Source organism: Vibrio sp. YT-19(2023) (genome assembly GCF_033337395.1).
On record NZ_JAWOQN010000022.1, the window covers coordinates 1 to 22,202 of the forward strand.

The window sequence follows — 22,202 nt, forward strand, 5'->3', positions numbered from 1 at the left end:
GCTCGACTTGCATGTGTTAGGCCTGCCGCCAGCGTTCAATCTGAGCCATGATCAAACTCTTCAATTTAAGATTTTGTTCGGCTCAATGAATACTGAACATTACATAAAGTAATGTTTGAATTGACTGTGCTGAATCCGAAGATTCAATGGTCACTTCGTTTCATTGAAACCTAATTTGATACCAAAGTATCGAATTGGATTATCATCAACGAGTGCCCACACAGATTGATAGGTCTATATTTTTAAAGAGCTTTCCTGTTGAGCTTTGCTCAAAACAGGACGGCCATTTTAGCGAGTTAAAGTTTAGTGTCAATCACTTTTTTCAAACTTTCTTCAAGCGTTTCCGCTTGGCTAATTTGGCTTGCTAACTTGGCTTCTTACTTTCGAAACTTAAGCTTCGAAGCGTTGCCGTGTCAGCGAGGTGGCATTATAGAGATTGCGATCACATTGGCAAGCCCTTTTTCTCGTTTTTTTTGATTTTTTTATCGTTCGGATAAATTTGCATCAAAAGCGGTCAAAAGAGCACGTTATTTCTACAGTTCTCTAAATTTATCTGCGAAAAGAGCCACTTTTTCCCAATTGGTGTACTCCACCTCTTTGGTCGTATCGGTTTCGCCACCCGTCATCGACATAATGAACCTAATCATAGTTCTGTCGAACCAGCTATAACGTGGGTAATAAAGTGCACCAGCAAAAACACCGATTAGCGTTGGTTTCCAAGGCGACTTAATTAGGAACTTGCGAATGTAGGCACTACCTTCAGGTGTATCCTTTCCTTGGTCCTCTTTACGAGCGGTTAGGTTTACGCAGAAAAATGCCACTTTATTTTGCTCCAATTGATTGAGGTTTCGCTCAATAAACTGGTATAGCTTTTTATTAAGATGGCCATAGCGAATAGAGGCGCCTATCAATACTCTGTCGTATTGGCTGAAGTCAATCGTCTCGACATTATGTAAATCCACCAGCTCACAATCGAAATCTGGAAGTTGTTCATCTATATAGTGGAGAATTTTTTTAGTCTGCCCTTCGCGGGAAGAGTATAGAAATAATGCTTTTGCCACGATTTCCCCTTAGCTACGCCAAAACGTCGGCGTAAGTAGAATAAGTAAGGTAAAGATTTCCAAACGACCAAACAGCATAGAAACTATTAATACCCATTTTGCTTTGTCGTTAACATCACCAAAGTGAAGCGCCACTTCTCCCAAGCCAGGACCGAGGTTGTTCAGAGTCGCAGCCACCGCTGAGAACGCACTAAGCTCATCCATTCCTGTTGCAATCAACCCCAACATACAAACCACAAATACCAATGCGTATGCGGAGAAGAAACCCCAAACCGCATCGACAACACGTTGCGGTAGGGCACTGCCACCTACTTTGATGGTGTAAACCGCGCGTGGATGGACTAAACGTTTTAGTTCACGCGCACCTTGTAAGGTAAGAAGCAGGATACGGATCACTTTCATGCCGCCGCCTGTTGAACCAGCACAACCACCTATAAAGGAAGAGAACAATAACAGCACAGGTAAGAAGAGAGGCCAATCCGCAAAACCTGTTGTCGTAAAGCCCGCTGTTGTGGATATTGATACGGTTTGGAACAGAGCCTGATCGAAAGCATCGTATGTCGATGTGTAAGAGTGATGTTTCAGTAATAATAGAAAGCAAATGATAAATAGCAGCACTTGAATAAACAAGAAGGCACGAAACTCAGGATCTTTCCAGTAATACTTGGGATGTACGCCACCTGATGCAAATGCAGCAAAGTGCAGCGTGTAGTTACATGCAGATATAAGCAGAAAAACCACAGTAATCAGGTTAATCGCGTAACTATCAAAATATCCGATGCTGGCATCGTGGGTAGAGAAGCCGCCAATAGCAATGGTGGAAAAGCTGTGACTGATGGCGTCAAATGGCGTCATACCAGCTAACCAAAAAGCCGAAGCACAGGCGATAGTCAGGCTCAGATAGATGTACCAAAGCGCCTTAGCAGTTTCTGCTATGCGCGGCGTCACTTTAGTGTCCTTGACTGGACCAGGGATCTCGGCGCGGTAAAGCTGCATACCACCAATGCCAAGTACTGGCAAAATCGCCACCGCTAATACGATGATTCCCATACCGCCGAACCACTGCAGTAACTGTCGATAGAATAGAATCGCTTTAGGTAACTCATCCAAACCAACAATAACGGTCGCCCCGGTCGTCGTGAGAGCAGAAAACGATTCAAAAAACGCATCTGTCACTGAGACGTTCGGGTTGTCAGCAATGAGAAAGGGGATCGAGCCTGCACTGCCAAGTACTGTCCAGAATAAGACGACAATAAGAAAGCCATCTCGAGCTTTAAGCTCGTGCTTATACCTGCGGTTTGGGTACCAACAAACGGCCCCACAAAACAGCAGAACAAAAAATGTCGTGACAAAAGGCACACCAGCACCATCTCGATAGATCAGCGCAACGAGTGCTGGCGCAAGCATAGTGACACTAAAGAGTGCGAGCAGTAGCCCGACGATTCGAATAATTGAACGAAATTGCATGGATAAATTGACTAGCGAAGCTGTCCCTGTTGCTTCCTGTTTTTCATTATTGTCCGTCTAGCGGAGTGACAATTGCCTTTGCCCCGCTTTTATTGATGATTGCTTGGGTAAACGCGCTCACTTCTCGAAGCTCAATTTCCACCACTAATACGACCTGATCGCTGTATTCAGCCTCGACTTCTATCGCACCAAATTGCGGCATGATTGATTGTGCGATCGGCATAAACCCATAGTCTAACGTTAGTCTGAGCTTTGTGGTTATTTTTTTCTCAATAGTTTGAAGCAGCTTGAGCGCTTGTTGTACCCCACCCCCATACGCTTTAACCAAGCCGCCTGTACCTAACTTGATTCCACCAGAGTATCGCGTGACCACAGCCGTGATCTCCCCTACCCCAGATCCAGACAGCTGCGCCAGGATCGGTTTGCCTGCAGTTCCGGACGGCTCCCCATCATCACTAAAGCCCCATTTCATTGAATCTTCCGGGCGACCAGCAACAAAGCCCCAACAGTTATGTCTAGCATCAGCGTGTTTAGCTTTGATTTGATCAACAAATGCTTTTGCAGCTTCGATACTTGGCGTGTGTGCCAAATAAGTAATGAAGACGCTCTTTTTAATTTCTTCTTCAAATTGAGCGGGCTCTGCTGGAATCAGATAAGGCTTGTCATTCATAGGATTATGGATTCAGGTCTATTTGCCTGAAGTCTATCACGAGTGTGATTTACCCGTCGCATAAGATCTGCCACAGCGCACAATGTTAAACACTTGTTTAAAAAATGTATTGAAATTAGACAATCCACGATCCAAACTAACTTTACTGGTCAAACCAGAACAAAAATAAAACGACTTCCTCGATACCTATTTGCCGAGGTACACGGCGTCGTTGAAATAGGTATACAGACAATCCACGATTGTATGTCATGGAGATAGACAATGATTTACCAAGCCGAAACCCTACAGGTAAAGGAAATACAAGATGGTATTGCAGAGCTAAGCTTCTGCTCTCCAAAATCCGTCAACAAACTCGACCTAGCGACATTGGAATCGCTAGATAAAGCTCTTGATGCGCTCATTGCCCATCAAGGCCTCAAGGGGTTGTTGCTCACTTCAGATAAAGACGCATTCATTGTAGGCGCAGACATTACCGAGTTTTTAGGTCTGTTTGCTAAAACGGATGCCGAGCTCGACCAATGGCTGCAATTTGCTAATAGCATCTTTAACAAATTAGAAGACTTACCCGTTCCGACCATCTCAGTGATCAAAGGCCACGCTCTTGGTGGCGGTTGTGAATGTGTGCTAGCAACAGACATGCGTATTGGTGACAAAACCACCAGCATCGGCCTACCAGAAACGAAACTGGGAATCATGCCTGGCTTTGGTGGTTGTGTACGCTTACCTCGCGTTATTGGCGCAGACAGCGCAATGGAAATCATCACCCAAGGTAAAGCATGCCGAGCTGATGAAGCATTGAAAATTGGCTTACTCGATGCAGTTGTAGAGCCTGATGCTTTATACGAATCAGCACTACAAACTCTTAACTCTGCAATTAACGAGAAACTTGACTGGCAAGCACGCCGAGCACAGAAAACATCTCCGCTAACGCTGAGTAAGCTTGAATCAATGATGAGCTTCACCATGGCGAAGGGTCTGGTGGCACAAAAAGCAGGTCCTCACTACCCTGCCCCAATGACAGCCGTTATCACGATTGAAGAAGGTGCTCGCTTTGCACGTAATGAAGCGTTAGACATTGAACGTAAGCACTTCGTGAAATTGGCTAAATCGGAAGAAGCAAAATCACTCGTTGGCCTCTTCCTTAATGATCAATACATCAAAGGCATTGCGAAAAAAGCAGCGAAGTCAGCAAGTAAAGACACGCAACGTGCAGCCGTATTAGGTGCTGGTATCATGGGTGGCGGCATTGCTTACCAATCAGCGCTAAAAGGTGTGCCAGTCTTGATGAAAGACATCGCACAAGCGTCGCTCGACCTAGGCATGACTGAAGCATCTAAGCTGCTGAATAAACGCTTATCTCGCGGTCGCATTGATGGCTTTAAGATGGCGGGTATTTTAGCGTCAATCACACCGAGCTTACATTACGCAGGTATTGAAAACTCTGATGTGATTGTTGAAGCTGTCGTTGAAAACCCGAAAGTAAAAGCAGCAGTTTTAAGTGAAGTTGAATCCCATGTCGGTGACGACACCGTTATCACCTCAAACACCTCGACGATTCCTATCAACCTATTGGCAAAATCACTAAAACGCCCAGAAAACTTCTGTGGTATGCACTTCTTCAACCCAGTGCATCGTATGCCTCTTGTTGAGATCATCCGTGGTGAGCACACCTCTGATGAAACCATCAATCGTGTTGTGGCGTATGCTGCGAAAATGGGCAAATCACCAATTGTCGTTAATGACTGCCCAGGGTTCTTCGTTAACCGCGTATTGTTCCCATACTTTGGCGGCTTCAGCATGCTACTTCGTGATGGTGCTGACTTTACGAAAATCGACAAAGTCATGGAGCGTAAGTTTGGCTGGCCGATGGGACCGGCGTACTTACTTGACGTAGTCGGCATTGATACCGCGCACCACGCACAAGCTGTGATGGCTGACGGTTTCCCTGAGCGTATGGGTAAACAAGGTCGTGATGCGATTGATGCACTATTCGAAGCAGACAAATATGGTCAGAAAAATGGTAATGGCTTCTACAGCTACACCATAGATAAAAAAGGTAAGCCGAAGAAAACCTTCTCCGAAGCGATCTTACCGGTACTTGCTGACGTTTGTGCCGATAAGCAGGACTTTGACGATCAGACCATCATTCAACGTATGATGATTCCAATGATTAACGAAGTGGTGCTGTGCCTACAAGAAGGCATCATCGCAACTCCGCAGGAAGCAGATATGGCATTGGTTTATGGTCTTGGTTTCCCTCCATTCCGCGGTGGCGTATTCCGTTATCTAGACAGCGTGGGTATTGCTGAATACGTTGAAATGGCAAAACAACACGCCGAGCTAGGTGCGATGTACCAAGTACCGCAAATGCTGATTGATATGGCGGCGAAAGGTGAAAGCTTTTACGGTGCACAACAGCAAGGTTCTATCTAAGGAGGGATTCTAAAATGACTAATCAAACAAGAAATGTTGTCGTAGTCGATTGTCTACGTACTCCAATGGGTCGCTCTAAAGGTGGTGCTTTCCGTCATACACGAGCAGAAGATCTATCTGCGCGCCTAATGAAAGGCATTCTTGCGCGTAACCCACAAGTGAACCCAAGCGAGATTGAAGACATCTACTGGGGCTGTGTACAGCAAACACTAGAGCAAGGCTTTAACGTTGCACGTAATGCCGCGCTACTCGCGGGCCTGCCGATTGAAATTGGCGCCGTGACGGTTAACCGCTTGTGTGGTTCATCAATGCAAGCGCTTCACGACGGTACACGTGCCATCATGACTGGCGATGCTGAAATCTGCCTAATTGGTGGCGTTGAGCACATGGGGCATGTGCCAATGAACCACGGTGTAGACTTTCACCCAGGTATGTCAAAGAACGTAGCAAAAGCTGCGGGCATGATGGGCTTAACGGCTGAAATGCTTGGTAAATTACATGGTATTAGCCGTGAGCAACAAGACGAGTTTGCCGCTCGCTCTCACGCTCGTGCGCACGCAGCAACCGTAGAGGGTCGTTTTAAAAACGAAATTCTACCAATTGAAGGCCACGCAGCAGACGGCACACTGTTCACTCTGGATTACGACGAAGTGATTCGCCCTGAAACATCCGTTGAAGGTCTATCTCAACTTCGCCCAGTGTTCGACCCTGCAAACGGTACAGTAACAGCCGGTACATCATCGGCTCTGTCTGATGGTGCATCAGCGATGTTGATCATGAGTGAAGAGAAAGCCAATGAGCTTGGCTTGAAGATTCGTGCACGTATTAAAGGCATGGCCATTGCGGGCTGCGATCCTTCTATTATGGGTTACGGTCCTGTACCTGCGACGAAAAAAGCGCTCAAGCGTGCCGGTCTTTCAATTGAAGACATGGATGTGGTTGAGCTAAACGAAGCATTTGCCGCGCAGTCTCTGCCGTGTGCTAAAGACTTAGGCCTGCTTGATGTTATGGATGAGAAGGTCAACCTTAACGGTGGTGCGATAGCATTGGGTCATCCACTAGGCTGTTCTGGTTCACGTATCTCAACAACGTTGATCAACCTAATGGAAGCGAAAGACGCGAAATACGGTCTGGCCACCATGTGTATCGGTTTGGGTCAGGGCATTGCGACAGTATTTGAACGACCATAACAGTTCAAGACGTTGTTGTAGTGATCGAGCCAACAATCATAAGCAAATGAACTAGTACTAAAATTTTTAGTATTACACTTAAGGGCGACAATTGATGTCGCCCTTTGTTTTACATCAAACATGCATGAAGAGCATACATTAAATGATCAAGTTTCATTTTATTCATAGACAAAGAAGACATACACTTAGACCAGTTAATATCTTGCTGCATGTGACCCAGAGTCATGCTACCGCACAATCGGAGAACCTTATGTTTAATGCTCTAGTTCTAAATCAAGAAGACAAACGTACTATCGCTAACATCGAGCAAATCGATGAAACACAACTGCCTGAAGGCGACGTTCTGATTGACGTTGATTACTCATCGTTAAACTACAAAGACGGTCTTGCGATCACAGGTAAAGGTAAAATCATCCGTAACTTCCCGATGGTGCCAGGTATTGACCTAGCAGGTACGGTAGTAAGCTCAGAAGACGACCGCTACCAAGCTGGTGACAAAGTTGTCCTTACTGGCTGGGGCGTGGGTGAAAACCACTGGGGTGGTATGTCTCAGCGTGCTCGTCTAAAAGCGGATTGGCTAGTACCACTACCAAAAGGTCTAGACAGCAAGAAAGCAATGATGGTTGGTACTGCTGGCTTCACTGGTATGCTGTGTGTTCAAGCACTGCTTGATGCAGGCATCAAACCTGAAAATGGCGAAATCCTAGTAACTGGCGCAAGTGGCGGTGTAGGCTCAGTCGCAGTAACGCTTCTAGCACAGCTTGGCTACAAAGTTGCTGCAGTGACAGGTCGTGTAGAAAAAAATGGCCCGCTACTTGAAAAACTAGGTGCTAGCCGCATCATCGACCGTACTGAATTTGAAGAACTAGCACGTCCACTTGAAAAGCAAGTATGGGCAGGTGCGGTTGATACTGTAGGCAGCAAAGTACTGGCTAAAGTATTGGCGCAAATGGATTACAACAGTGCAGTTGCAGCTTGTGGTCTTGCTGGTGGTTTTGATCTACCAACCACAGTGATGCCGTTCATCCTACGTAATGTTCGCCTACAAGGTGTGGACTCAGTAATGTGCCCAACAGAGAAACGTATCGCTGCATGGGAAAAGCTGGTCGAGCTACTACCAGACAGCTACTTCGAGCAAGCGTGTACTGAAGTTGCTCTTGCTGAAGCACCGAAATATGCAGAAGACATCACCAACGGTCAAGTAACGGGTCGTGTGGTTATCAAGCTATAAACACTGACTCAGTGTAAACAGACGAAGAGCCGGCATTGCTGGCTCTTTTTTGTTAGCAGTTCAGTCCCATATCTTCGATACGTTTAGCTATCAGACGGCTACACTCTTCACGCACAATCGTTCTTAACCATTCTTGAGCGGGAGAATGCTCGCAACGCGCATGCCAAATCATCGAGTATTCAAACGGCGTGAATTGGAATGGTAACGGTTTCACCACTAAGTCATAACGCTCGGCAACCAGATACGCCAAATCCGCTGGTACTGTGATGATAATTGGCAAGGTATCCATGATCGCCAATGCGGCTTCTAAATGGTACGCCCGCAGGACCATTTTACGCTTAGGTTTCTCCATCAAAGCTTGTTCGATCAGTGCCTTAACACCATCACTGATGGCGATCATGGCATGTGGATGACTCAGATAATCATCCAAGCTCATTTCTTTATTCGCTAATGGATGCTGTTTTGAAAGCATACACAGCACCCCCACTCGCCCCAACACTTCACTGCGTAGAGGCTCCACCGGGCCTGTCGGGCGACAAATCGCTAAGTCTGCACCTTCATAAGTGAGCTGATCTGATAAACGGTCGTGTTGCAGTGGTAAGAAGTTGAAAGACACGTTTGGCGCTTCTTGGTAAATTCTCGGCAAAGCGAACGGTAAGATCGTTTGCATGGCATAGTCGGTGGTCACGATGTTGAAAGTCTGTACGCATTGCAATGGGTCAAACTCAACCGGAGATAACAACTGACGTAAAGACTCTAATGGTTCGCCCAATGAGCGATCGATCTCTAACGCTTTCTGAGTTGGGATCAAATGCTGTCCCTGACGAGTAAACAGCGGGTCTCCCAATAAGTCGCGTAGACGACCAAGCACACGACTCATTGCCGATTGACTCAAGTTCAGACGTGTTGCCGCCTTACTGACACTGTTTTCTTCTATCAGTACTCGCAACGCAACCAGTAAATTTAAATCTCGGCGATAGATGTCTTCCAGTTCCACGAATTAGCCACTTATTTTGTATGTGTTTGGGTAAATTGTACTCTTTAGGCAAAAAAAATCCCGCCTTTCAGCGGATAGTTTCCGTGGGACGTGTGGGTTTATAGATATGTGTTACATAACAATACGACATTGTGTACAAATTATAAAGCTTCCAACCCATTGCTGGTGGTGCTTCTTGGTGGAGATATTAAGGGAAATATCTTGCGGGCTTCGCTTAGTGGCACGAATATACTGTGCTAGTCATGGAGCCTTTGTTTAAAATATCCTAGGCTGCTTTCTCTTTGTGCTTCTTCACTATGCGTTGAACTGACGACAAACTTATACCTATCTGTTCTGCAATCTTTCTTTGTGGTACGCCATCGTTAAGCAGTGCAATCACCTCAGCTTTCTGTCTTATCGCTGTTGAACGGCCTTTGTAAACACCTTTTGCTTTAGCAATCTCAATACCTTCACGCTGTCTCTCTTTCTTGATATCAACCTCAAACTGGTACACAGCGCCAATAAGGTTTAGCAAAAGTTCATTTGTGGGATTTGATTTATCACCTGTAAAAGTAAGGTTTTCTTTTGCAAAGGTAACTGTTACGCCTTTACTAGTGATTTGATGGAGTAACTCGTTTAAGTCCTTCAAGGAGCGCGCTAGACGGCTTATATCATCGACTAACACCTCATCACCTACAGATAGATTAACTAACATGTTTGTAAGCTCTGGGCGCTTTGTAGAACGTCCAGACACTTTATCGATGATTTGCACATAACCTTCTGGTGTTTTCACTTCCTGACGTTCAGTGTGCTGCTCTGCGGTACTCACTCGGATGTAATGATACTTAGTCATTGTCACTCTCCCTTACTGAATTAATCTAGTTGCATAGTAGTGTAATTCTTTTGTATTCACAAGTCTAAACCCTAGATATTTTGCAGATTGAAGTGTATTTATGCTAGGAATTACGTTGCTTTTGTATTCATTTAATTTGTATTTATTTGGGTATACATATGAATACAACCCAAGATCAACTCTAGGTTTTTTAACGTTAAATCATTGCTGAGAAAAATTTCTGTACCTTGTGGACAGCTAGAGGGACTTGCTAAGCATTTTTGTGCTAATACTTGATTGTTATTTTTCAATCAATAAGGGAGCGTTAACAATGGGATGGTTTAGCAATAACATAGAACCAATTGATCAGGATTTACTTGATAAGGTAGCAATCCACCGATATAAACAACTAGCTATGTCATATAACTACTGTAAAAGTGAACTGAACAAAGAGAATCTAACGGATGTCGAAAAGTTAACGTTGGAAGTAAACAAGCGGAAATTGATTGATAAAGCTGTTGAGCTACTGGACAGCTTAGAACACAAAGAGGTTATAGCAATAAATAATGACAAAGAGGATCTGAGCACAACTTATTTATTTAAAGATTACATCTCTTTTGGAGAGGGTGAGTATTTAGAAAAATTAACACAATACTTAATTAAATAGTTGAAACTAAATTAAAAAACTAAAGTATTGATTCTCATATAGCCAAAACAATTTCTTCTTTTTCATGTGGTTGATGTCGCCATTACTTCTAAAAGTCAGTTTGGTGTTATCGGTAAAAATAACAACGTGGTTGATACCTTTTAACTTCAAACTGGCTTGAACAATGGTTTGTTTATCCGTGGAATGATTCCAACCATGATTGAGTTGGGCTAATGCTTTGGTTTTGTCAGTTTTGGCATGCTGCTGAGCGAGATTAAGAGATATTAAGCTATCACGCTTGGTACTGTACTTGTTCAAAGCACAAGACTTTAATTCAATCCACCAGCCAGTGTTCATATCGTAGAAGTCACCTACAGCCAGAAAGCTGTCTCCGTTACTATCCGTGAATGTTAAATCAAAAGGTTTGCTGGTTGAGTTGTAGAGTAAGTTTGGGTGACGCTGGTGGAATAGGTATTCTTGCTCTGAATCGTAGAAATCTTTAAAAGGGGCACTCTCCCCATTCGTCATTTGAAAGAATGTTTTCATGTTCTATGACTTTGTCCTTGTTAGCTATTGCTAATCTACTTGGGTTACGTTTGCCACCTTCATTCAAGTCATAGAAATCACGAAATAATTCATTATCAAACATCTCTTTGTTATTCAGCCATTTATCAGAAAGCTGGCTTGTCCATTCCTTCTGTAAAATTTTATAAACAATACTATCTATTGATTCTGTTTGAATGATGGAGGTATCTAGACACGTTTGAGTAAAAATACAAATCATCGGATACGTCACTTTGTATTTTGTTCGGTTGGTACGTAGCCAGAAGACTAAAACGCCGTCATGGTGATACCTCAGGGATTTTCTAAGAAACTTGAAGAACTCGGTTACTTCGATAGGTGTTGCTTCGTCGGTGAATTGGATAGAGGTTAGGTATTGCGGTACGTACATATTTAGCGCTTGTTTAAATTTACGTCTAGTTTTCTGCCCTGTTGTCTCTGACATTACTTACCTCTATATGTTTAAAGTAGGCTCCTATTACATAGTCACTATACTAGCAATCATTTTTCATCCCAAAAACAGCTTGATATATAATCTTTTGATACCCAAAAAACACTCGATATAGTAAGGGATGAGAGAACAAGATTATTATCTTACAAGGGATGATGTAGATTGAGTTCTAAAATGGATTTTTCGCTATTTGTGCGGTAGTAGTATTGATGCATCAACAAACATGAATCACATCTTAGGGGCATGAGTGGAGATTTCCTTTACCGTCAATGGAGAAGCGTCACCTCAAGTTTTAAAGTTGCTCTGAGCGCGTTATAGGCGCTTTTAAGACTACTTTCTCATTGCATCTAGTAGCTTACGTTTGAACTCTCGCTCTTTTTTTTCTGCTTCAGAAATTGCCTGGGCTTTTTCCTTATCTAACAAACTTTGAATTTGCTCTTCAATCCATCGTTGCTGTTTGGCTTCAATATCGGCTTGGTAATCAACTCGTACTTTGTCTAATGATTCCGCTAATTTCTGTTTCGCTTTTGCTGGTGGTAACTCATAAACAATGCTGATACCAGCACCAGCTAATCTGTATTTATCAGAAACAATGACAAACTTTTGCTTCAACTTATCTGGTACATCGTTGAGAAAATGATAGATAGAAGAATAAAACTCTTTGAAGTATTTTCCTTCACGTTCATGCAGCATCTTGGTTGATGCTTCGAGTGTATCTAATCGCTCTTGGTCAAACTTGATTGGACAGCGTTCGTTTAATTCGTTGATAATTTCTTGATTCATATTAGTGACACTCCTGTGTTGGTTGGTACTTGCTGGCGTAATATTGAATTGTGCGGATTGATAGGCTTGGGGCTATTTGTTCGCGGATGATTTGTTCTGCAGTCTTACCATCAATAAGAGCTTGGATTACCGCTAAAACAGGTTGTAAGCGTTGGTTTTGAGTGCAATAAACCATTGCTGCTTCTGGTGTATACATAAGATTTCCTTATATTTCAGATAAAAGAAGAACACACCAACCGCCCCTAAAGGGTGGTAGTGCATTCAAATCGTATCGCAGCTCTAAAAGAGCGCGAATTGTTAAGATCGGCTATTTAATTAACCAATTCATACAGATATATTAACATTAACCAATAAATTTTGCAAGCAATTTATATTGACAAGCCAGCTTATTTATGATAAGGCTGGTATTGTATTTTGTTGATTATCCGCTGTGCTTCTAACAATTCAACAGATGTATAGCTAGTAGTTACAGTCTTAGTACCATGACCAACTAATCTATATTTCAACTCCGTACTTAAATGACCAAGCTGAGATATGACGTTATGTCGCAGGCTATATAGGCTTTGTAACTCACCAGCGCTATTCTTCGATGGGATATCGAACATAGGGCGCAACTTAACATTGAAGTAGTTTGTTAGATGCTGGCGAGTGAACTTAAACAATTCATTAGAACATGAATCCACATAGTCCCTGAATCCCGCTTTCAGTAACTTACGGTGAACTGGAACTTTTCGAATAGCGTTAGCTGTCTTGCCGGAAAGAATATTAAAATACACAACGTTAGTATCTTCATCTGTCACCACTTGAGACTTGGTTAATGAAGTAATCTCACTGGGGCGCATGCCATGATATACCATCATTAAAATTGCCATAGAATAACTATCACGGACGCCTAAAGCATGTGTTTCAATAGCTGCAACGATTGTCTTTGATAATGGTGCTCGTGTCGTTTTACGATATTCTGGTATTACTAAGTTAGCCATGTCTAACGGGTTTGTCGTGATATAACCTTTGCGCATTGCCGTAATAAAGATATCTTTTAGAAATGCGACTTTATCACCAAGCGCACTCGCCTTTAGCATATCTTCTTCATCTACATCAATATCGCCACTAGCAACTAATTCCCATCGAGATAACCGTTTTTCTTCTTTGCTATCTCCCTCAATGCCGTATTTTGTTATAGAGAATTTGTCTAATTTGGGTAATCCAACAAACGTATTCCACATCTGTTCTAGGTCTTCGAAAGTAATCCTGTCTATTTGTAACCCTTGGAAAGCCGGAACAAAGTCTTTAAAAGCTGCGACTTTGTTTTCGGCTGTTTTGGGTTTTAGCTTGCGTACTTCAATAATATATTGCTTCACATCTTCGAACATATCCTCAAATAACGGTGCTTTAGACTCAGATTCTGGATTGGGTTCTGCCACCTGATGAACTGAGGGAGGAGTGGTAGATAGCAATGGGGCAAACTTAGTCTTGAGTTCCCCTAGCTCCATACGAGCACGTACAGAATGACCTTTACTGTATGCGTGAGCGAGATTCTTTGCGTGTGTAGTTACTTCACTGTCTAAATGACTTTCCCACTCACTTGCATGAGAAGTGTAATCTCTGAAATCCCAATAGAATTGATGGTCTTCATTGATACTCCAACCCTCGTCTTCATCCCATTGAGATAAATCTTGTACAAGAGGGCTATGATTCGCAGCCGACTCCATTCTTGCTGTTAGCCACTGATTATATGAAGGAGAATCACGTAGGTGAGTTGATATATCAACATCAATAGGAGCGCTACTGCTACTTTCTTCAACCATCAGGTTGTAATCTCTTGCAGCTTTTGTTTGATGAAACCAGATGTCGAAATAAGACTTCGCTGTTGCACTCATAGGCTCAGTGACTGCTTTGCCTAGTCTAACAATTTCATTTACTTTGTTAGAGATTAACATCTCAATAAACTGGTCAATATCTTCCTTTTCCACTGATACCCCCAATACTTTACCTTGTTCGATAAACGATAAGATATCAGATACATATTGCCGAGAAGTAGATGGAGAGTCTGTTTTTAAGCTCTTTCTGTAAACTATACCTCCAATCCTATGATTGAAATGATAAATCTCACCGCGCTGGATAGTATGTTTAACTGTGGTCATGTGTGACACCTATTGTGTTACACGTCACACATGTATAACTAACCGCCTAATTTCAGGCAAAAAAAATCCCGCCTTTCAGCGGGGAAGCCCAAGAAAAATGGGGATAGTGTCGGAATGAAGTGTCGGTAAAAAATAGGTGAGCGTTATTAAAAGCATTCTGATCCAAGCAAGAAGCGCTAATTTTCTTGCTCAGATGCGCCAGACCATCTGCGCATCTCGATCCAAATCCCAATAATAGTGGCAACCATGCCTACTAGAGGCGTCAAAGAGGTGTCAGCTGGCGTCCTGAGTACCAATGCACAAAACGAGATAAAACACAGCACTGAGTAAATCGTAAGTCTGTCTAACGCTGTTAACATTGCCTCTCCCTTGCCAGTTGTTACCAAATTGTTAATTTAAGGTAAAACAAAAAATTCGGTTTGCCAAGTGGTTATTGAATATTTTTTCAACGAAAGTAAAATTCAACGCTCAGTTAGTTACGAGAATCACACTATGAGCTTTAATCCTGAACTGGCAAACAAGACATTAGAGGCGGAAGGACTGCGCTGCCCAGAGCCAGTGATGATGGTCAGGAAGACAATTCGCAACATGCAAGATGGTGAGATTTTGCTGGTCAAAGCAGACGATCCATCCACAACTCGAGACATTCCGAGTTTCTGCCGCTTTATGGACCACCAATTAGTTGCGGCACAAACGGAGCAAGTTCCGTATCAGTACCTGATCAAGAAAGGATTGGAATAATCTGGTCGAACTAAAAACGGCAGCCAATATTGGCTGCCGTTTGTTTATTCGTCGTATTCGAGTGTGCGAACTTCTGATTGGAGCTTGTTAAGTTGTTTCTTCATTGCCCGCATCTCTTCATGCATAGGAATGATGTGAGCGACACGAATCCACGCTTCTACTGTCAATCCAGTAAGGACGAACGATCCTGCTACAATCGGTAACCACATATCAGTTAGCACCATCGCTAGTAAACACAGCGCTAAACCAAAAGTGAATAAATAACTCTGACTCTTCGGGGACATCCCCATGTAACGTGTAAGCATAAACTTGCCCTCTCGCTATCATTCACACCATTAAACTACCATGACAAGTATGACACTTATATGTCATCCGTCACGCAACGGAACGATTTAGAGTCAGAGTTTGAACTCGCGCAGCACGCCACTAATGATTGATAACTCACATCATTTCACGTGCAAAAAATCAGAACAGTGCAGCCCCTATTGCCAGAGCAATAAACAAAAATGCGGTGATTTTACGGATCAGCCCTAAAGGCATCTTGTCGGCCGACAATTTACCAATCAGGACCACAGGTACATTCGCCAGCAGCATACCGATTGTGGTACCGATAATCACCAAACTTAACGCATTCGCGTATTGCGCCCCTAAGATGGAAGTGGCGATCTGAGTTTTATCGCCTATCTCCGCAACGAAGAACGCGATAAAGCTGGCAATAAATGGGCCTCGATTAGAAATCTGCTCGTCATCATCCAGTTTGTCCGGGATCAGAACCCAAGCCGCCATCGCGACAAAACTGACCACCAGCACCCACTTTAAAATCTCAGGTGATAGATAGTCTGCGGCAACCACACCTAACCATGCAGCCAAAGCGTGGTTGGCAATAGTTGCCAAAAAGATTGCTGCAATAATTGGGATTGGTTTTCGGTAACGACTTGCGAGTAATAGAGATAGCAATTGGGTCTTATCGCCAATTTCTGCTAACGCTACAGTAGTAATTGAAATAGCTAAAACGCTCACGACATGCTCATTGGGGCAGGGATTATTATTTTTAACCGAAGACAAACCTCACGCCCCTACCCCGGTTCGTGATGATTTGTCTAAGGTCTTGCTAAACTTGAAAGGCTTCAAGTCTCGAACGCCATGGTGATTTTGCACCAATTATGTTGACGGACGAACCAGATGAAACAGAAACTTCATCAGGTAAGCTACTCCCCAAAGACAGGCGCAATTCTAGCCACCTTTGTTGCGCTTCTCAAGAGCCAAAGCAGGCGAAAACTCCCTTTTAGGAAAAATACAGCAGATAACGCGGTAAAAATTCATTAAAGGAGAAAATCGCCCACGAATTAATCAAGATTAGCTCTACTCCCATGCTCAATATCTGGTTATACTAGATTGTTAATTTATTCAACCGTAATTACTCTTTATCGCCGTTGTTAGAGTTGAAAAACTCGGCATAGATGACGAATTAACGAGTAACAAGAGAATCGCGCGAACCTGACTTATGCAAAAATACGATATCAAAACCTTCCAGGGAATGATCCTCGCGCTGCAGGATTATTGGGCTCAAAATGGTTGTACCATTGTTCAACCGCTAGATATGGAAGTGGGTGCGGGTACCTCTCACCCAATGACCTGTCTACGAGCGCTTGGCCCAGAGCCAATGTCGACAGCTTACGTACAACCTTCACGTCGTCCTACTGATGGCCGTTACGGTGAAAACCCTAACCGTCTTCAGCACTACTACCAATTCCAAGTAGCGCTAAAACCATCGCCTGACAATATTCAAGAGTTGTACCTTGGCTCCCTTGAAGTTCTTGGTATTGACCCTCTTGTACACGACATCCGTTTCGTAGAAGACAACTGGGAAAACCCAACACTAGGCGCATGGGGTCTAGGCTGGGAAGTTTGGCTAAACGGCATGGAAGTGACTCAGTTTACTTACTTCCAGCAAGTTGGCGGTCTTGAGTGTAAGCCAGTTACTGGTGAGATCACTTACGGTATCGAACGTCTAGCAATGTACATCCAAGAAGTAGACTCTGTTTACGACCTAGTTTGGAACATCGCACCAGACGGCAGCAAAGTGACTTACGGTGACATCTTCCACCAAAATGAAGTAGAGCAATCGACTTACAACTTCGAGCACGCAGACGTGGAATTCCTATTTGGTTTCTTCGAACAGTGCGAGAAAGAGTGTAAAGAGCTGCTTGAGCTTGAAAAGCCACTGCCACTACCTGCTTACGAGCGCATTCTAAAAGCTGGTCACGCATTCAACCTACTAGACGCACGTAAAGCGATCTCAGTAACTGAACGCCAACGTTACATCCTACGCATCCGCAACCTGACTAAAGCAGTTGCAGAAGCATACTACGCATCGCGTGAAGCTCTAGGCTTCCCAATGTGTAAGAAAGAACAAGCGCAAGGGGTAGAGTAACATGGCAAAAGAATTTCTAATCGAGCTAGGTACAGAAGAGCTACCACCAACGCAACTTCGCACTCTAGCTGAAGCATTCGCAGCAAACTTCGAAGCAGAACTAAAAGGCGCTGAGCTTGCTCACGAAGGCGTTAAATGGTTCGCGGCACCTCGTCGTCTTGCACTTAAAGTCGCAGCACTAGCAGACAGCCAGTCTGACAAAGTTGTTGAAAAACGTGGTCCTGCGGTTTCTGCAGCGTTTGACGCGGAAGGCAACCCAACAAAAGCGGCTCAAGGCTGGGCACGCGGTTGTGGCATCACGGTTGACCAAGCAGAGCGCATGGTTACAGACAAAGGTGAATGGCTACTGTTCAAACAAGAAGTGAAAGGTCAGCCAACGTCTGAGATCGTAGTTGAACTTGCAGCGAAAGCACTAGCAAACCTACCTATCGCAAAACCAATGCGCTGGGGTAACAAAACGACTCAATTTATCCGTCCAGTTAAGACGCTAACCATGCTAATGGGCAGCGACCTAATCGAAGGCGAGATCCTTGGTGTCGCTTCTGATCGCACTATCCGTGGTCACCGCTTCATGGGTGAGCAAGAGTTCACTATCGATTCTGCTGAACAATACCCTGCGATCCTAGAAGAGCGCGGTAAAGTAATGGCAGATTACGAAGCGCGTAAAGCAATCATCCTAGCTGACGCACAAAAAGCAGCAGCAGCGGTTGGCGGTATCGCTGACCTAGAAGATGACCTAGTAGAAGAAGTAACGTCTCTGGTTGAATGGCCAGTAGTACTAACAGCGAAGTTCGAAGAAGAGTTCCTAAAAGTGCCTTCTGAAGCGTTGGTTTACACCATGAAAGGTGACCAAAAATACTTCCCTGTTTATGACGAAAACAAGAAGCTACTACCTAACTTCATCTTCGTATCGAACATCGAATCAAAAGAGCCTCGTTACGTAATCGAAGGTAACGAGAAAGTAGTTCGCCCTCGTCTTGCTGACGCAGAGTTCTTCTTCAACACAGACCGTAAGCGTCCGCTTATCGACCGTCTACCTGAACTAGAGCAAGCGATCTTCCAAAAGCAACTGGGTACGATCAAAGACAAAACAGACCGCATCACCGAACTTGCTGGCTACATTGCTGAGCAAATCGGTGCTGACGTTGAGAAATCAAAGCGTGCTGGTCTACTAGCAAAATGTGACCTAATGACCTCAATGGTATTCGAATTCACGGATACTCAAGGTGTTATGGGTATGCACTATGCTCGCCACGACGGTGAAGCAGAAGAAGTTGCAGTAGCACTGAACGAGCAATACATGCCTCGTTTCGCAGGTGATGAACTACCATCTAACGGTGTTTCAACTGCAGTTGCAATGGCAGACAAGCTAGACACTATCGTAGGTATCTTCGGTATTGGTCAAGCGCCTAAAGGCAGCGACCCATTCGCGCTACGCCGCGCATCTCTAGGTGTACTACGTATCATCGTTGAATACGGCTACAACCTAGACCTTGTTGACCTAGTAGCGAAAGCGAAGTCACTGTTTGGCGACCGCCTAACCAACGACAACGTTGAACAAGACGTTATCGAGTTCATGCTTGGTCGTTTCCGTGCTTGGTACCAAGACGAAGGCTTCAGTGTAGACATCATTCAAGCGGTTCTAGCTCGTCGTCCGACTAAACCAGCAGACTTCGACCAACGAGTTAAAGCGGTTTCTCACTTCCGTGAACTAGAAGCAGCTGAGTCTCTAGCAGCAGCGAACAAACGTGTAGGTAACATCCTAGCGAAATTCGACGGCGAACTAGCAGCAGACATCGACCTAGCACTTCTACAAGAAGACGCAGAGAAAGCACTAGCAGAAAGCGTTGAAGTAATGACAGAAGCGCTAGAGCCAGCATTTGCTACAGGTAACTACCAAGAAGCCCTAAGCAAGTTAGCTGACCTACGTGAACCAGTTGACGCGTTCTTTGATAACGTAATGGTAATGGCAGACGACGAAGCACTTAAGAAGAACCGTCTGACACTACTGAGCAACCTGCGTAACCTGTTCCTACAGATCGCAGACATTTCTTTGCTTCAAAAGTAATTCATTACTCTTAGAAGTGATTAAGAAATAAGTAAAAGGGAAGCAGATGCTTCCCTTTTTTGTTGCCTTCAAACCGATGAAGGTGAAGCTTATTATTCATTTTGTGAACAAGACGAAAATTTGTAGGGTGAGACGCGTTTAACTTGTTGGTGTAGAGCTCGGATTGTAGAGGCACAGTTTTGCTATAACTGGACTGTTTATTCGGGGGAAGGACACAATGAAAAAAACAATTCTCGCACTCTCTATCGGTCTACTGAGCGCCTGCAGCCAGATTCCAGAAAATGCCATCGTATTAAGCGTTGGTGATGACACCGCTGTTTTTGAGGAAAACTCACAGGGCTTACTTGTCGCCGAGCAAAAACTCGAAAAAGGCAGTTATACCTTTACCATTGCTGACAGCAAGCAAAGCTGTGGAAGTAGCTTTGCCCTAGCAGAAGAAGATCGCATTAAGTTCAATCGTCCATTAAAAATGGATAACTGCGCCACTGATGCACAAATGCCGCTGCGCATCTTCAAAGCCAATACCTATCAATTTACGCTCAATCCAACCACCAACGAGCTGACGGTAAAAATCAAACCAAAACAAAGTCAGGACATCACCTACTCTTGCCCTGTCGCAACTGACACGCCAAAAACCATCAACGTTGCTCAAACCTTTAATGATGGCACTGTCGTTCGTGATGCCTTAACCGGACAAGAAGCCACAGTCGCCAATGGCAGCGTCACCATGCAGCCGGGTCCTATGAGCCAAGGTCTATTGCTGCTAGAAGAAGTTGAACAGCAAGCCGACAAACCGTTCAGCTGGGATAACGCAACAGTGTACTTCGTCATGACTGACCGCTTCTACAATGGCAACCCTGACAACGACAACAGCTACGGTCGCAGTAAAGACGGAAAATATGAGATTGGTACCTTCCACGGTGGTGACTTAGCGGGTCTAACGAAAAAACTCGATTACATCGAATCACTTGGTGTGAATGCTATCTGGATAACCTCACCACTGGAACAGATCCACGGCTGGGTTGGCGGCGGCGATAAAGGCGACTTTAAGCACTATGGCTACCACGGCTACTATCACCAAGATTGGACCAAGCTTGATGCCAACATGGGTACCGAAGATGAACTCAGAACCTTCGTCGATACCGCCCACAAGAAAGGCATCCGCGTGATTTGGGATGTAGTCATGAACCACACAGGCTACGCAACATTAGCAGACATGCAGGAATTCGGATTTGGTCAGCTTTACCTTGATGACCAAGAAGCCAAAGAAGTCCTTGGTGAAAAATGGACCGACTGGCAGCCAAAATCAGGACAAAGCTGGCATAGCTTCAACGACTACATCAAATACGGTGATAGCGAAGCGTGGGATAAATGGTGGGGCAAAGATTGGATCCGCACCGATATTGGCGACTACGATGCTCCGGGCTACAACGACATCACCATGTCTTTGAACTACCTACCGGATCTTAAAACCGAATCAACTCAGAAAACCGGATTACCAAACTTCTTCCGCAATAAAGACACCAATGCGCAAGATGAGCTGCAAACCCCACGTGAACACCTGATTACCTGGTTATCCGATTGGGTGCGCGACTACGGCATTGACGGCTTCCGTGTCGACACCGCTAAACACGTTGAAATGGAAGCGTGGGCAGAGCTGAAAGCCAGCACCACCCAAGCGCTTGCTCAATGGAAGCAAAACAACCCGGACAAAGCCTTGGATGACCTACCTTTCTGGATGACAGGTGAAGTGTGGGCACACAGCGTAGTGAAGAGCCCGTATTTCGATAACGGCTTCGATTCCATCATCAACTTCGAGTTCCAATCTGATGTAGCACCAAAAGCGCTGAAGTGTTTCGCTCAACTTGATAATGATTACCGCCGCTATGCAGAACGCATCAATACCGATCCTGAGTTCAACGTGTTGAGCTACTTGTCTTCACACGATACACAGCTGTTTTGGTCAGCGCGCAGCCGCAGCTTTGATGACCAAGCACGTGCAGCAAATGCACTGATGCTGGCTCCGGGTGCAGTACAGATCTATTACGGTGATGAGATAGCTCGTGATTTTGGCATTACTGGTTCAGACGCCCACCAAGGCACACGCTCAGATATGCCATGGGATAAGATTCATGGCGAGCGTGAAGATCTACTGCAACATTGGCAAAAGTTGGGTGAATTCCGTAAACGCCACCCAGCAGTTGCTCAAGGTAAGCACATCACTCGCAACCAAGAAGGTTATTACGCGTTCGAACGCCAATACCAAGACGACAAGGTGCTGATTGTTTACACCGGTGAGTAAATCACACTCTCTCCACCAGCAAGGGAAGCATAAGCTTCCCTTTTTTATTGTTCTTTTTGCCCTTTTGTCTCGTTCCTCTGGTCTGATGACGCACTTTTTTCTTTTTCGGCTTAATTCACACTTTGCGTTAATTACACATTGAGGTAAGGTCAAGGATTACTCGATAAGCCGATAAAACATCGGCATAAACATACACAAAGCAATCACAATGA

General features: G+C 44.4%; 21 protein-coding genes and 1 rRNA gene. 8 read left to right on the top strand and 14 right to left on the bottom strand.

What is annotated here, in order from left to right:
- The 4 genes from R7E78_RS16340 to R7E78_RS16355 form a co-directional block, all read right to left on the bottom strand.
- Positions 1 to 67 (bottom strand): 16S ribosomal RNA (locus R7E78_RS16340); the annotation flags it as partial.
- A 466-nt stretch (positions 68 to 533) separates the two neighbouring features.
- Complete coding sequence (gene hemG, locus R7E78_RS16345) at positions 534 to 1,061, bottom strand: menaquinone-dependent protoporphyrinogen IX dehydrogenase (RefSeq protein WP_005378894.1); 528 nt, start codon at positions 1,059 to 1,061, stop codon at positions 534 to 536.
- A gap of 9 nt (positions 1,062 to 1,070) precedes the next feature.
- Positions 1,071 to 2,528: a TrkH family potassium uptake protein gene (locus R7E78_RS16350; RefSeq protein ID WP_005378893.1), complete on the bottom strand. Its 1,458-nt coding sequence runs from the start codon at positions 2,526 to 2,528 to the stop codon at positions 1,071 to 1,073.
- Positions 2,529 to 2,574: 46 nt separating this feature from the next.
- Positions 2,575 to 3,198, bottom strand: coding sequence for a YigZ family protein (locus R7E78_RS16355; protein WP_005378891.1), 624 nt, complete (start codon positions 3,196 to 3,198; stop codon positions 2,575 to 2,577).
- Between the two features lie 261 nt (positions 3,199 to 3,459).
- Between R7E78_RS16355 and fadB the strand changes: the two genes are divergently transcribed.
- The 3 genes from fadB to R7E78_RS16370 all read left to right on the top strand — a co-directional run bounded on the left by fadB (position 3,460) and on the right by R7E78_RS16370 (position 8,052).
- Positions 3,460 to 5,631, top strand: coding sequence for a fatty acid oxidation complex subunit alpha FadB (gene fadB / locus R7E78_RS16360; protein ID WP_053308127.1), 2,172 nt, complete (start codon positions 3,460 to 3,462; stop codon positions 5,629 to 5,631).
- Positions 5,632 to 5,645: 14 nt separating this feature from the next.
- Positions 5,646 to 6,821 carry an acetyl-CoA C-acyltransferase FadA gene (fadA, locus tag R7E78_RS16365; protein WP_006743176.1) on the top strand — a complete coding sequence of 392 codons (1,176 nt, stop codon included), beginning with the start codon at positions 5,646 to 5,648 and terminating at the stop codon, positions 6,819 to 6,821.
- 250 nt (positions 6,822 to 7,071) lie between these two features.
- Entirely contained in the window at positions 7,072 to 8,052 is a 981-nt protein-coding gene (locus tag R7E78_RS16370) for an MDR family oxidoreductase (protein WP_042523906.1), read from the top strand.
- 52 nt (positions 8,053 to 8,104) lie between these two features.
- On the opposite strand, the gene R7E78_RS16375 is transcribed toward R7E78_RS16370, so the two are convergent.
- Both R7E78_RS16375 and R7E78_RS16380 read right to left on the bottom strand, forming a co-directional pair.
- On the bottom strand, positions 8,105 to 9,049 hold the full coding sequence (locus R7E78_RS16375; RefSeq protein WP_017821924.1) for a LysR family transcriptional regulator: 945 nt from the start codon (positions 9,047 to 9,049) through the stop codon (positions 8,105 to 8,107).
- A 265-nt stretch (positions 9,050 to 9,314) separates the two neighbouring features.
- Positions 9,315 to 9,881, bottom strand: coding sequence for a recombinase family protein (locus R7E78_RS16380; RefSeq protein ID WP_318058064.1), 567 nt, complete (start codon positions 9,879 to 9,881; stop codon positions 9,315 to 9,317).
- A gap of 310 nt (positions 9,882 to 10,191) precedes the next feature.
- Between R7E78_RS16380 and R7E78_RS16385 the strand changes: the two genes are divergently transcribed.
- Positions 10,192 to 10,527 (top strand): hypothetical protein, encoded by a 336-nt coding sequence (locus R7E78_RS16385; RefSeq protein WP_318058065.1) that lies wholly within the window; start codon positions 10,192 to 10,194, stop codon positions 10,525 to 10,527.
- Positions 10,528 to 10,533: 6 nt separating this feature from the next.
- On the opposite strand, the gene R7E78_RS16390 is transcribed toward R7E78_RS16385, so the two are convergent.
- The 6 genes from R7E78_RS16390 to R7E78_RS16415 form a co-directional block, all read right to left on the bottom strand.
- Positions 10,534 to 11,052, bottom strand: coding sequence for a hypothetical protein (locus R7E78_RS16390; RefSeq protein ID WP_318058066.1), 519 nt, complete (start codon positions 11,050 to 11,052; stop codon positions 10,534 to 10,536).
- Positions 11,006 to 11,512, bottom strand: a complete 507-nt coding sequence (locus R7E78_RS16395) for a hypothetical protein (RefSeq protein ID WP_318058067.1) — start codon at positions 11,510 to 11,512, stop codon at positions 11,006 to 11,008. Before R7E78_RS16395 ends, R7E78_RS16390 begins: the two co-directional genes overlap by 47 nt.
- Before the next feature lie 336 nt (positions 11,513 to 11,848).
- Positions 11,849 to 12,301, bottom strand: a complete 453-nt coding sequence (locus R7E78_RS16400; RefSeq protein ID WP_318058068.1) for a hypothetical protein — start codon at positions 12,299 to 12,301, stop codon at positions 11,849 to 11,851.
- A gap of 1 nt (position 12,302) precedes the next feature.
- Complete coding sequence (locus tag R7E78_RS16405) at positions 12,303 to 12,497, bottom strand: hypothetical protein (protein WP_318058069.1); 195 nt, start codon at positions 12,495 to 12,497, stop codon at positions 12,303 to 12,305.
- 190 nt (positions 12,498 to 12,687) lie between these two features.
- Positions 12,688 to 14,445, bottom strand: coding sequence for a hypothetical protein (locus R7E78_RS16410; protein ID WP_318058070.1), 1,758 nt, complete (start codon positions 14,443 to 14,445; stop codon positions 12,688 to 12,690).
- Positions 14,446 to 14,621: 176 nt separating this feature from the next.
- Positions 14,622 to 14,804 carry a hypothetical protein gene (locus tag R7E78_RS16415; RefSeq protein WP_005378880.1) on the bottom strand — a complete coding sequence of 61 codons (183 nt, stop codon included), beginning with the start codon at positions 14,802 to 14,804 and terminating at the stop codon, positions 14,622 to 14,624.
- A 133-nt stretch (positions 14,805 to 14,937) separates the two neighbouring features.
- Here R7E78_RS16415 and tusA point away from each other — a divergent pair, with 133 nt between their 5' ends.
- Complete coding sequence (tusA, locus tag R7E78_RS16420) at positions 14,938 to 15,186, top strand: sulfurtransferase TusA (protein WP_005378879.1); 249 nt, start codon at positions 14,938 to 14,940, stop codon at positions 15,184 to 15,186.
- A gap of 44 nt (positions 15,187 to 15,230) precedes the next feature.
- Here the strand turns inward: tusA and R7E78_RS16425 are convergent, their stop codons facing one another.
- Together R7E78_RS16425 and R7E78_RS16430 are read right to left on the bottom strand one after the other, a co-directional pair.
- Positions 15,231 to 15,491, bottom strand: coding sequence for a hypothetical protein (locus R7E78_RS16425; RefSeq protein WP_005378878.1), 261 nt, complete (start codon positions 15,489 to 15,491; stop codon positions 15,231 to 15,233).
- A 160-nt stretch (positions 15,492 to 15,651) separates the two neighbouring features.
- A complete protein-coding gene (locus tag R7E78_RS16430) occupies positions 15,652 to 16,206 on the bottom strand; it encodes a TMEM165/GDT1 family protein (protein WP_318058071.1) in 555 nt (184 codons plus the stop codon).
- Positions 16,207 to 16,690: 484 nt separating this feature from the next.
- On the opposite strand from R7E78_RS16430, the gene glyQ reads away from it, so the two are divergent.
- The 3 genes from glyQ to R7E78_RS16445 all read left to right on the top strand — a co-directional run bounded on the left by glyQ (position 16,691) and on the right by R7E78_RS16445 (position 21,990).
- Positions 16,691 to 17,620 (top strand): glycine--tRNA ligase subunit alpha, encoded by a 930-nt coding sequence (gene glyQ, locus R7E78_RS16435; RefSeq protein WP_064376850.1) that lies wholly within the window; start codon positions 16,691 to 16,693, stop codon positions 17,618 to 17,620.
- Position 17,621: 1 nt separating this feature from the next.
- Positions 17,622 to 19,688 (top strand): glycine--tRNA ligase subunit beta, encoded by a 2,067-nt coding sequence (gene glyS / locus R7E78_RS16440; protein ID WP_262602156.1) that lies wholly within the window; start codon positions 17,622 to 17,624, stop codon positions 19,686 to 19,688.
- A 217-nt stretch (positions 19,689 to 19,905) separates the two neighbouring features.
- Positions 19,906 to 21,990, top strand: a complete 2,085-nt coding sequence (locus tag R7E78_RS16445) for an alpha-amylase (RefSeq protein WP_318058072.1) — start codon at positions 19,906 to 19,908, stop codon at positions 21,988 to 21,990.
- The last annotated feature ends 212 nt before the right edge of the window (positions 21,991 to 22,202 follow it).